This is a genomic window from Burkholderia sp. AU6039, from assembly GCF_002223365.1.
Lineage (GTDB): Bacteria > Pseudomonadota > Gammaproteobacteria > Burkholderiales > Burkholderiaceae > Burkholderia.
This window is the reverse complement of the sequence record NZ_NKFK01000005.1, coordinates 1,923,643-1,935,467: the sequence shown is the minus strand read 5'-3', so window position 1 is coordinate 1,935,467 and position 11,825 is coordinate 1,923,643. Positions and strand designations below refer to the sequence as shown.

The 11,825-nt window shown below is 68.0% G+C and carries 10 protein-coding genes; 7 read left to right on the top strand and 3 right to left on the bottom strand.

Going from position 1 to position 11,825, the window contains the following annotated elements:
• Window positions 1–599 precede the first annotated feature (599 nt).
• Together CFB39_RS26400 and CFB39_RS26395 are read left to right on the top strand one after the other, a co-directional pair.
• Window positions 600–1,373 (top strand): hypothetical protein, encoded by a 774-nt coding sequence (locus CFB39_RS26400; protein ID WP_089475045.1) that lies wholly within the window; start codon window positions 600–602, stop codon window positions 1,371–1,373.
• 20 nt (window positions 1,374–1,393) lie between these two features.
• A complete protein-coding gene (locus CFB39_RS26395) occupies window positions 1,394–2,527 on the top strand; it encodes a LysM peptidoglycan-binding domain-containing protein (protein ID WP_089475044.1) in 1,134 nt (377 codons plus the stop codon).
• A gap of 114 nt (window positions 2,528–2,641) precedes the next feature.
• Here CFB39_RS26395 and CFB39_RS26390 read toward each other — a convergent pair whose 3' ends face one another.
• Window positions 2,642–3,730 (bottom strand): calcium:proton antiporter, encoded by a 1,089-nt coding sequence (locus CFB39_RS26390; protein WP_089427295.1) that lies wholly within the window; start codon window positions 3,728–3,730, stop codon window positions 2,642–2,644.
• Window positions 3,731–4,281: 551 nt separating this feature from the next.
• Here CFB39_RS26390 and CFB39_RS26380 point away from each other — a divergent pair.
• The 5 genes from CFB39_RS26380 (at window position 4,282) to CFB39_RS26360 (ending at window position 10,050) form a co-directional block, all read left to right on the top strand.
• On the top strand, window positions 4,282–5,838 hold the full coding sequence (locus CFB39_RS26380) for a 3-hydroxyacyl-CoA dehydrogenase (RefSeq protein WP_089475043.1): 1,557 nt from the start codon (window positions 4,282–4,284) through the stop codon (window positions 5,836–5,838).
• Window positions 5,839–5,897: 59 nt separating this feature from the next.
• Entirely contained in the window at window positions 5,898–7,220 is a 1,323-nt protein-coding gene (gene paaK / locus CFB39_RS26375; protein WP_089475042.1) for a phenylacetate--CoA ligase PaaK, read from the top strand.
• Between the two features lie 38 nt (window positions 7,221–7,258).
• Window positions 7,259–8,059 carry an enoyl-CoA hydratase-related protein gene (locus CFB39_RS26370; protein WP_089475041.1) on the top strand — a complete coding sequence of 267 codons (801 nt, stop codon included), beginning with the start codon at window positions 7,259–7,261 and terminating at the stop codon, window positions 8,057–8,059.
• 149 nt (window positions 8,060–8,208) lie between these two features.
• The gene (locus CFB39_RS26365; RefSeq protein WP_046548012.1) at window positions 8,209–8,880 is read left to right on the top strand and encodes a MarC family protein; all 672 of its coding nucleotides are present in this window, start codon (window positions 8,209–8,211) and stop codon (window positions 8,878–8,880) included.
• Window positions 8,881–9,069: 189 nt separating this feature from the next.
• Window positions 9,070–10,050 carry an aldo/keto reductase gene (locus CFB39_RS26360; RefSeq protein WP_089475040.1) on the top strand — a complete coding sequence of 327 codons (981 nt, stop codon included), beginning with the start codon at window positions 9,070–9,072 and terminating at the stop codon, window positions 10,048–10,050.
• Window positions 10,051–10,070: 20 nt separating this feature from the next.
• On the opposite strand, the gene CFB39_RS26355 is transcribed toward CFB39_RS26360, so the two are convergent.
• On the bottom strand, window positions 10,071–10,937 hold the full coding sequence (locus tag CFB39_RS26355; protein WP_089475039.1) for a CPBP family intramembrane glutamic endopeptidase: 867 nt from the start codon (window positions 10,935–10,937) through the stop codon (window positions 10,071–10,073).
• Between the two features lie 81 nt (window positions 10,938–11,018).
• Window positions 11,019–11,675 (bottom strand): VC0807 family protein, encoded by a 657-nt coding sequence (locus tag CFB39_RS26350; protein WP_089475678.1) that lies wholly within the window; start codon window positions 11,673–11,675, stop codon window positions 11,019–11,021.
• Window positions 11,676–11,825: the final 150 nt, after the last annotated feature.

Below are 11,825 nucleotides of genomic sequence, written 5' to 3'. Positions count from 1 at the left end.
GCAATCCTGACCGAGCACGACAGGTCGCAGTCCTGCGAATCCTTACCGTGCTGAAAGCGAGTTCGCTACCGGTGTTCCAACGGAGGAACGCGAGGCTTCGCTGCACTGCGACAACTGCTTGACGCTGCATGCCGGTCGGCGCAGGATACGTCCGTGCATGTGGAGCGGGACGCGCCGGCCGCGCGGTTCCTGCACCCGCGATACGCAGAAAAACAACGATGAGCCTTTACGCACTCGTACCGGAATACCGGCCCCGCGTTTCTCGGCCCGCCGGAACAATGCTTCTCCCGACGCCCGTCGCGTCACGTATCCGTCATCCCGTTTCGTACCGTGCATCGGTACACTTTCCCGTCCGCGCGCGAGCCGCGACGATGAACGGCGCCCGTCCGGCGCGCCGCATCGCAGCGTCGTCTGCCGCTTCTCACCACCGCATCCTGAACGGCGCCTACACCGGCGTCTCGTGACGTCCGTCGCGCCCATCCTTGCATTGCGCCGCCGGCCTGCCTGACTGCCCGGCGGCACCGGAGTCCGAAGCATTTCGATTGAGCTTGAAGAGGCAAACGCGAGCAGTTCGGTTCGAGGTTCAAGGAGAAAAACTCATGTCGCAGCTTTCGAATGAAGAAGCAAACGGCAGTTCGGGGAGTGGCAAGGTCAAGCTGATCAAGTGGGCGATCATCATCGCCGGCGTCGCGATCGCGGCACCGGCGGCGTTGTTCATCCTGAAGGGCGTGATCGCACTGGTCACGGCGGCCGTGATCGGCCTCGGCGCGATCTATTTCGCGCCGGTCGTCGCGATGAAGTTCGCGAACCAGAAGGTGAAGATGATCGTCCAGGAGGCGCAGGCGAATCCGATCGAGACGCTGATCAACCAGCTCGCGGAGAAGCGCCAGGCGGCCCAGAAGTTCGCGGACAGCATCACCGCGTTCCGCACCGAGGTGAAGAACTTCGAGAGCAAGACGGAGCTGTTCGAGAAGCAGTATCCGGATGACGCGCCACGCTTCCGGCAGCAGCTCGACACGATGAAGCAGCTGCTCTCGTTTCGCGAGGGGCGCTACAAGCAGGTGCAGGCCGAACTGAAGAACTTCGCATCGGCGATCGACCGTGCGAAGGCGATGTGGGACATGTCGCAGGCCGCGCAGCAGATGAACAAGCTCGCGGGCCGGCAGGCGTCCGACACGTTCGAGCAGATCAAGACCGACGTGGCCGTCGATTCGGTGATGCGCTCGGTCAACAAGGCGTTCTCCGAAATGGAGACGTCGCTGATGGATAACCCCGAGGTCAAGCAGGCACAGCAGCAGGCAGTGATGAACGCGCCGCACGCGCCCGGGCTCGACGCGACGACCCCCGCGCAACTGCCGTCGAAACAACAATAACTTCCTGCAGGCTCGCAACCATGAAAAAACTTCTTGGCGCCATCGCATTTCTGGTCGTGCTCGTCGGCGTATGGATCGTGCATCAGGGCGGCCTGTCGACGCTGATTCCCGCGCATGACGCGGCCCCGGCCTCGACGTCCGCGCAAGGTGGCGACAGCGGCCCGTCCACGCAGGCGTCGCCGTCAGCCAGCGTGCTGCCGGCCGGCTTCACGCCGCAGGCCAGCGCGCTGAAATCGATTGCAGAAAACGGTATCGTGCGGATCTCCGTGCAGAACCCGAGCGAACCGTTCTTCGGCGAGGACAAGGGCACGCCGCACGGCTTCAATGTCGAATTCGCGCGGCTGCTGTTCGCGGATCCGTCGTTCTCGCACGGCGGCAAGCCGGTCGTCGTCGATACGCGTCACGAGGTCGACACGTATCCGGGCGTGCCGAAGCAGCTGCTCGATACGGATGCGAAGGGGAACCACGTGGTCGACGTGGCGATGGACGGGCTGACGTTCCCGGACAACACGCCGTCGGGCATCGTCTATTCGGTGCCGTACGTCGACGATTTCGGCTATTCGCTGATCGTGCGGCGAGGCTCCGCGATCCGCTCGACCGACGATCTCGCGGGCAAGACGGTCGGCATCCTGAAGGGCGACCCGGACGTGCGTGCGTTCGTCACGCGCCAGTACCCGAACGTGAAGTTCGTCGAGGTCGACGATTCCGATCCGGCCTTCATCGCGAAGAGCATCGACGGCCATACGGTCGATGCGTTCATCTACGACTATCCGTTCGCGGTCAGCTCGATCAAGGACACCGACCTGAAGTTCGCGGTGACCAAGCTCGACGGCTCGAACATCGCGTACAAGATCGGCGTGCGCGCCGACGACCAGGATCTGCTGATCTACCTGAACGCCGCGATCGCGAAGCTCAAGCAGTCGCCGCAGTATCTCGACCTGCTGCGCAAGTACTTCGTCAGCGACCAGGCGGTGACGACCGCGGCCGCGTCGGGCGAGCATACGTACGTGGTGAAGGCGGGCGACACGCTGAACCTGATCGCCGCGAGCAAGCTCGGCAGCGGCCAGCGCTATCGCGAGATTCAACGCCGCAACAACCTCGCCAACCCGAACCTGATCCTGGCGGGCCAGCATCTGGTGATTCCGGTGCGGTAACGGCGGCGTGACGTGAACGAAGGAAGCTGAAGGGACGTGAAGGGACGTGAAGGGACGTGAAGGACGGCACGCGGCCCGGCGGAGGTGATCCGCCGGGCCGCGTGCTTTTCTGCGTCAGTGCGTGATCGACAGGAACAGGTAGGCAGCGAACAGCGACAGGTGCACGACGCCGTGCAGCACCGTCGTGCGCCCTTGGCTGAGCGTCAGCGTGCTGACCAGCAGGGTGAGCGCCAGCAGCACGGTTTCCATCGGGCCGATGCCGAGCGTGAGCGGCTGGCCGACCCAGATGAACACGGCCGCGACGGTCGGGATCGTCAGCCCGATACTCGCGAGCGCCGAACCGAGCGCGAGGTTCATGCTGGTCTGCAGGCGGTTCGCGCGTGCGGCGGTGACGGCCGCGAGCGCTTCCGGCAGCAGCACGAGCGCGGCGATCACGATACCGACCGCGGCCTCGGGCGCGCCGAGCTTCATCACCGCATGCTCGACGGCCGGCGACAGCAGCTTCGCGAGCAGCACGACCGCGACGAGACTCACGAACAGCAGCACCAGGCTGATCAGCGCAGTGCGGCCGCTCGGCGGCGCCGCATGTACCGATTCGTTCGCGCTGTCGTGCCCGGTGAGGAAGTAGTCGCGGTGGCGCACGGTCTGCACGAACACGAACGCGCCGTACAGCACGAGCGACGCCACGCCGGCGAATGCGAGCTGCGATTTCGAGAAGAACGGGCCCGGCGCGGCGCTCAGGTAGTTCGGCATCACGAGCGACAGTACCGACAGGGAAGCCAGCACCGCGAGCGCCTTGCTGGCGCCGCGCCCCTGGAAGTCCTGCTCGCCGTGCTTCCACGCGCCGACCAGCAGGCAGATGCCGACGATGCCGTTGCAGATGATCATCACGGCGGCGTACACGGTATCGCGGGCGAGGCCCGATTTCTCCGGGCCCGCGCCGAGCATCACCGACACGATCAGCGCGACTTCGATGACGGTCACGGCGATCGCGAGCACGAGCGTGCCGAACGGTTCGCCGACGCGGTGCGCGACGACTTCGGCATGGTGGACGGCGGCGAACACGGCGCCGGCGAGAGCGGCGGCGAACACCGCGATGACGAGGCCTTCGGCCGGTACGACGCGCGACAGCGCGAGGACCAGCCAGGCGGCAAGCGGGGCCACGAGGGTCCAGCGCGGGAGCTGGTTGGACGAGAGCGGCATGGAGGGTTTCCTTATGCGAGTGGCGGCGCGCGACGCGCCGTCACGGGTTGACGAAGCCCGGCCGTACTATCCGCCGAACGAGGATGATGAAACCGAAGGAGGGCGGCACGCAACGGTGCTGCCCGGGGTTCGCCGCCATGAGGCAGCGAGGGGCGCGGGCGGGCCGGAGCCCGTCGCGGGATGAAACGATTCGATGCGGCCGGCCGCGAACGACGAGGCGAGCACGTGTGACGACGCACGGGCCGGAGGCTCGGTTCCGACCCTGGAAGGGCGGCCGGCAATGGACGGCGGTGGCGACGTGACACGCGGTTTCCCCCTGAAATCCGGCGGTTTGTCGAATTTTATCAGGCGTTTGGGGGTCGCTATCTCATATTCGAATGCTTTCATAGACCTTTCGGTTTACAAAAAGTGCCCCGACCTTTCGATTTTTTTGTCTTTGCAGGTTTCGTAACGGTCTCTTGCACGACAAATTCGGGCTCGCCCTGACATAAATCTACCGACCGGTCGGTTTATAATCGCTCGCACCTCCACTTCATGACGGATCGCAAGCGATGGCTGTTTCTTCTGCACATTCGGTGAACTCGGGCGCGCTGGCGCCGTCGGCCGTCGTCGGCGTGATCGGCGCCGGCGCGATGGGCGCGGGCATCGCGCAGGTCGCGGCGGCGGCCGGCCATGCGGTGCTGCTGTACGACCTGAACGAAGCCGCTTGCGACAAGGCGCTGGCCGGCATCCGCGCGCAGTTCGCGCGCCTCGCGGAGAAGGGCCGGCTCGAACCGGCGCAGGCCGATGCGGCCGGCGCCCGGATTCGCGCGGTGCGTGCGCTGGCCGACTTCGCGGGCGCCGCGCTGATCGTCGAGGCGGCGGCCGAGCGGCTCGACGTGAAGCGCGAGATCTTCGCGACGCTCGAGCGCCATGTCGACGACGCGTGCCTGCTGGCCACCAATACGTCATCGATCTCGATCACGTCGATCGCGGCCGGGCTGCGTGTGCCGCAGCGCGTCGCCGGCCTGCATTTCTTCAACCCGGCGCCGCTGATGGCGCTCGTCGAGGTGGTCAGCGGGCTCGCGACCGCGCCGGAAGTCGCGCAGGTGCTGGTTGCGACCGCCGCCGCATGGGGCAAGCAGCCCGTGATGGCGAAATCGACGCCGTGCTTCATCGTGAACCGTGTCGCGCGCCCGTATTACGCGGAGGCGCTGCGCGTGCTGAACGAGCAGGGCGGCGCGCCGGCATCGATCGACGCGGTGATGCGCGAGGCCGGCGGCTTCCGGATGGGGCCGTTCGAGCTGATGGACCTGATCGGCCACGATGTGAACTTCGCGGTGACCGAATCGGTGTTCCGCGCGTATTTCAACGATCCGCGCTACACGCCGTCGCTGATCCAGCAGGAACTCGTGAACGCGGGCTTCCTCGGGCGCAAGTCGGGCCGCGGCTTCTATTCGTATGCGGACGGCGCGACGCCGCCTGCCCCCGATCTCGAAGCCCCGCGCGACGCGCCGGCCGACGTCGCGCTGTATGCGCAGGACGGACCGGCCGCCGCGCTGCATGCGCGCTTCGCCGAACGCATTCCGGGCGCCCGGCAGGCCGGCGCGCATGCCGACGACCTGCTCGCGACGGCCGGCCGCGCATCGATCGCGCTGACCGACGGCCGTACCGCGACCGAGCGCGCCGCGCAGACGGGCGCGGCCGATCTCGTGCTGGTCGACCTGGCGCGCGATTACGCGCAGGCCGGGCTCGTCGCGCTGACGCGCGCGCTCCAGTGCAGCGACGCGGCCTATGCGGACGCGGTCGGCCTGTTCCAGCAGGCGGGTTTTCGCGTCGTCGGCGTCGCGGACGTGCCGGGCATGGTCGCGATGCGCACCGTCGCGATGCTCGCGAACGAGGCGGCCGACACGGTGAACCAGGGCGTGTGCTCGCCCGCCGATCTCGATCTCGCGATGGAGAAGGGCGTGAACTACCCGTGCGGCCCGCTCGCGTGGGCCGATGCGATCGGCATCGGCCGCGTGCATCGCGTGCTGTCGAACCTGGCGGCGAGCTACGGCGAGGACCGCTATCGCGTGTCGCCGCGTATCGCCGCGCTGCATGCGGCCGGCCGCACGTTCCGGTCGTAGCCGTCGCCCCCGTTACTTCGAACACGATAACGACATCACTCCATTGGAGGAGCACCCCGATGACTCACCCGACGCATCCCGCCGCCGCCCTCGAGCCGATCGAGACCGCCAGCCGCGACGAACTGCAGGCGCTGCAGCTCGAGCGCCTCAAGTGGTCGCTGCGCCACGCGTACGACAACGTCCCGCACTATCGGCGTACGTTCGATGCGGCGGGCGTGCATCCGGACGACCTGAAGTCGCTCGCCGATCTCGAGAAATTCCCGTTCTCGACCAAGCACGATCTGCGTGACAACTATCCGTTCGGGCTGTTCGCGGTGCCGCGCGAGCAAGTCGTGCGCGTGCACGCGTCGAGCGGCACGACGGGCAAGCCGACGGTGGTCGGCTACACCGCGCGTGACATCGACACGTGGGCGAACGTGACCGCGCGCTCGATCCGCGCGGCCGGCGGCCGCCCGGGCGACACGCTGCACAACGCGTTCGGCTACGGGCTCTTCACCGGTGGCCTCGGGATTCACTACGGCGCGGAACGGCTCGGCTGCATGGTCGTGCCGATGTCGGGCGGGCAGACCGAGAAGCAGGTGCAGCTGATCCGCGATTTCGAGCCGAAGATCATCCTCGTCACGCCGTCATACATGCTGAACCTGATCGACGAGATGGTGCGGCAGGGGATGGACCCGGCCGAATCGTCGCTGAAGATCGGCATCTTCGGCGCCGAGCCGTGGACGCAGGCGCTGCGCGAGGAAGTCGAGACGCGCGTGGGCATCGACGCGCTCGACATCTACGGGCTGTCGGAGGTGATGGGCCCGGGCGTCGCGTGCGAATGCGTCGAGACGAAGGACGGCCCGGTGATCTGGGAAGACCATTTCTATCCGGAGATCATCGACCCGGTCACGGGCGAAGTGCTGCCCGACGGCAGCCAGGGCGAGCTGGTGTTCACGTCGCTGACGAAGGAGGCGATGCCGGTGATCCGCTACCGCACGCGCGACCTCACCGCGCTGCTGCCGCCGACCGCGCGCGCGATGCGCCGGCTCGCGAAGATCACGGGCCGCTCCGACGACATGCTGATCGTGCGCGGCGTGAACGTGTTCCCGAGCCAGATCGAGGAGATCGTCGTCGCGCTGCCGCAGCTGTCGGGCCAGTTCCAGATCACGCTGTCGCGCGACGGGCACATGGACCGCCTCGACCTCGCGGTCGAACTGCGCTCCGAAGCGGCCGCGTCCGTCAGCGAAAGCGATCGCGCGGCGCTCGCGCGCGAGCTGCAGCACCGGATCAAGACGATGGTCGGCGTGTCGTCCGGCGTGACGGTGCTGGCCGCGGGCGGCATTCCCGCCACCGCGACCGGCAAGGCCCGGCGCGTGATCGACCGCCGCCAGGCCGCCTGATTCCCCTGTTTGCCGTTCAACCCGAGGAAACCTGTTCGATGGATGGATTGAAGACCCTGGCCGTCACGGTCGATGCGCGCGGCATCGCAACCGTCGCGCTGCAGCGCGGCGACGTGCTCAACGCATTCGACGAGACGATGATCGCCGAACTGACCGATGCGTTCACCACGCTCGGCCGGCGTGACGACGTGCGCGCGATCGTGCTGCGTTCGGAGGGGCGCGCGTTCTGCGCGGGCGCCGACCTGCAGTGGATGCAGCGCGCGAGCGCGAACGACGCGGCCGCGAACCTGCGCGATGCGGAGCGGTTCGCCGCGATGATGCGCGCGATCCGGCAATGCCCGAAGCCGACGGTGGCGCGCGTGCAGGGCCATGCGTTCGGTGGCGGCGTCGGCCTGTGCGCGGCGTGCGACATCGTGATCGCGAGCGATCACGCGCGCTTCTCGGTCAGCGAGGCACGCTTCGGGATCCTGCCGGCCGTGATCGGCCCGTATCTGGTCGAGGCGGTCGGCCAGCGCCAGGCGCGCCGGCTCGCGCTGACGGCGACCCAGCTCGCCGCGGGCGAAGCGGTCGCGATCGGCCTGATCCACCAGGCCGTGCCGCTCGATGCGCTCGACGAAGCGCTCGACCGGACGCTCGCCGAACTCGGCCGCAACGGCCCGAACGCGCTGATGGAGATCAAGCGCTTCTTCGACGCGATCGGCGAGTATCCGCCGTCGGACGAGCGCGCGGCGTTCACCGCGCAGACGATCTCCCGCGTGCGGGCGACACAGGAAGCGAAGGAAGGCTTCGCCGCGTTCTTCGCGAAGCGGCCGCCAGCCTGGGAGGCGGGCACCGAGTAACGGGAAACTGAGGGGAAACCAGGGCGAAACGGCGGCGCTCGGCGGTGCAGCGGGCCCGGCCGAATTTTGCGGCTCGGGCGCGGGCGCTTGCTCTACAATGCGTGACCTCCGGCGCGCTGCCGGCCCAGCCCCGACCGATTCTTCATCCGATGATCGTCAACCGCCTTATCTCCGAGATCCTGTTCGGCTTCACCGGCCTGATCGGCATCATCAACCCGATCGGCATCGCGTTCCTGTTTCTCGAACGGACCGAGGCGCTCACCGAGCAAGAACGCGATCTGCTCGCGAGGAAGGTCGCGTTCAACGCGTTCGTCGTGCTGATGGTCGCGTTCTTCGCCGGCACGCCGGTGCTGCATTTCTTCGGGATCTCGATGGAAGCGCTGCGGATCGGCGGCGGCTTCGCGGTTGCGGTGGCCGGCTGGCAGATGCTGAACGAACCCGACGGGCCGGGCGGCGGCGACACGCCGGTCAAGCCGATCGACGCGAACGCGATCATGACGCGCGCATTCTTCCCGCTGACCATGCCGCTGACGGTCGGCCCCGGCTCGATCGCGACCGCGATCGCGCTGAACGCGAACCGCACGCACAAGCTGTCGGAGTTCGCGCTGTCGAGCATCGTGTCGATCGCTGTCTCGGTGCTGGTGGCGATCGTGATCTGGCAGGTCTACAGCCGCTCCGCGCTGCTGTCGCGCTACCTCGGCAGCGAAGGCACCAAGGTCGCGAAGCGCGTGTCGGCGTTCCTGCTGCTGTGCATCGGCGTGCAGATCATGCTGACCGGTTTTTCCGCGTTCCTGCAGCCGATCGCCGACCAGGCCAAGTAAGCAAGCGCCCCGCGCCGCTGCGCACGTGCTGCGCGGCCGGTGCTCGTACGACCTCGCGCTGACGACCACTCCCTTCGTACGATGCGGCGACGCCGCACGCATTTTTGCCGCCCGGGATACCATGCGACGGTCCGGCGGATGCGCGGCGCGCATCCGGCCGTCAGCTCAACTTCAATGGCGAGGCGCGCAATGGAATACGTGAAATTCGGATCGACGGGGCTGGAGGTGTCGAAGCTGGTGCTGGGTTGCATGACGTTCGGCGAACCGTTACGCGGCACGCATCCGTGGACGCTGCCGGAAGCGCAGAGCCGTCCGATCATCCAGCGGGCAGTCGAAGCCGGCATCAACTTCTTCGATACCGCGAACATGTATTCCGACGGCACGTCGGAGGAGATCGTCGGCCGCGCGCTGCGCGATTTCGCGAAACGCGACGACATCGTGATCGCGACCAAGGTGTTCTACCGGATGCGGCCCGGGCCGAACGGCGCGGGGCTGTCGCGCAAGGCGATCATGACCGACATCGACCAGAGCCTGAAGCGGCTCGGCACCGACTATGTCGATCTCTACCAGATTCACCGCTGGGACGACGGCACGCCGCTCGAGGAGACGCTCGAGGCGCTGCACGACGTCGTGAAGGCCGGCAAGGCGCGCTATATCGGCGCGTCGTCGATGTTCGCGTGGCAGTTCGCGAAGGCGCTGCACACGTCGAAGCAGCACGGCTGGACCCGCTTCGTCAGCATGCAGAACCACCTGAACCTGCTGTATCGGGAAGAGGAGCGGGAAATGCTGCCGCTGTGCGAAGACGAAGGGATCGCGGTGATTCCGTGGAGCCCGCTCGCGCGCGGCCGCCTCACGCGCAACTGGGACGAGTCGACCGAGCGGCAGCAGAGCGACGCGGTCGGCCAGCGGCTTTACGATGCGACGGCGGAGTCGGACAAGGCGGTCGTCGATGCCGTGGCGACGATCGCGGCCGCCCGCAACGTGCCGCGTGCGCAGGTCGCGCTTGCCTGGGTCGCGCAAAAGCGCGGGGTCACCGCGCCGATTGTCGGCATTTCGAAGCCGCAGCAGCTGGACGACGCACTGGCCGCGCTCGAACTGAAACTGACCGACGACGAGATCTCGACGCTCGAACGCCCGTACGTGCCGCACGCGGTCGCCGGGATCAACTGAGCGGCGGCGCCGCGCGGTCGTCAGCGCGCGGCGTCGAGCATCGGGTAGGTGAACAGGCCGAAGTGAACGACGTTCAACCCCGCATGCGCGAGCGCGGACGCGAGCAGCCCGCCGCGCCGCCAGGCGAGGCCGTAGCCGATGCCGGCCACCGTGCCGAGCACGATCCATTGCCAGCCGCCGGCGGCGTGCGCGGCGCCGAACAGCACCGCGCCGATCGCGAGCGCGGCCCACGGCCCCCATGCGAACGCGCGCAGCGCGCGCGTCAGCCCGCCCTGCACGTAGCCGCGGAACAGCGCTTCCTCGGCGAGCGTCACGATCAGCAGGTTGTTCACGAGCCACAGCCAGCCCGACGGCGGCCACTTGGGCGCCCAGCCGACCAGACCGATCGCGAGCGCGCCGGCCAGGCACGCGGCCGCCGTTGCGACGGCCGCCACCGCGCCGGTGCGCAGCGCGCGCGACAGCGGGATGTCGGGGGCGACCCACGGCAGCACCCACACCAGCCACAAGCCGACGAGCGGCTTGTCGAGATTCAGGTACATCGTGAACGGCACGGCATCCGGCGTGAAGCGCGTCGGGCCGATCACGCGCGGATTGTGGAAGCCGGGAATCAGGTGCAGGCTGAGCGCGATCGCGACGGCGGCAAAGACGACGTGCGCGGCGATGCGCACCGCGCGCGGGCGCTCGGGCATCACGCCCCAGGCGGCCGCGGCCAGCAACGCGAGCGGGGCCAGCGCGAGCGGCCCGAGCTTGCCGAACGCCAGCGCGCACGCATAGCCGAGCGCGGCGAGGCCGACGCTCAGGCCGTGCTGCGGGCGATGCCACGCGAACGCGGCGGCCGCGAACAGCGCGAGCCAGATCGTGGCGGACGGAAGGAGCGAAAGGGACATGACAGGAGCGGCATTCGTCGGACGAGACGCCGCGCATCATACAGCAGCCGGCTCGCGATGCCGGTGGAGAGCGGTCAACGGTCAGCGGCCGGCGGTTTCGGTGACGCTGTCGCGGCCCGGGACGTGGACGCTGTTGCGCTCGCGCATCCGCCGCCGGTACCAGAACGTCCACAGCAGCAGACAGCCGAACACGGTGTAGCCCATGATCGGCGACACGACCAGCACGCGTTCGACCGGCCAGGTCACGACCATCCAGAGGCGCAGCAGCATTTCCAGCGTCATGAAGGCGCCCCACACGAAGGTCATCCGCCGGAGCATCTGCCGCAGCCCCGGCTGGGCTTCCCAGACGGCTTCGAAATGCGCGGCGCCGCCATCCATCTCGCGGGCCACCGTGGCGCGGGCCAGGTAGAAGATCAGCGGGCGTTCGCGGAACAGCGACAGCAGGAACACGACGCCGATCGTGCCCGACGCGAGCGATTCGCGCATCAGCAGCGTGCGCGCGCTGCCGCCGAGCGCCATCCCGAGGATCGACAGCGCGATGCCCAGCAGCACGATGGCCGCCACCGCATCGACGCGGCGCGAGCGGATGAATTCGACGATCGACCAGATGATCGGCGGGACCGCCGACGCGTACAGTGCGCCGGTTTCGCCGAAAGACGGCTGCGCGGCCCGGTAGGCAATCCAGGGCAGCACGAGGTTGACGAAGAGTTCGAGGATCAGTCCGGCTCGCGGTTTCACGGTGAGCAATTCCACGCAGGGTGGGGCGAACCTGCAAAGGGCGTGGTGGCCCGCGGTTGCCCCGAAAAGGGTTCGATTGAGTATAGCGAAGAATCGGGTGGGGCTGCGGTGCCGTGTCGGCCGCTTGCCGCCGGCGGCGCCGGTGCCATC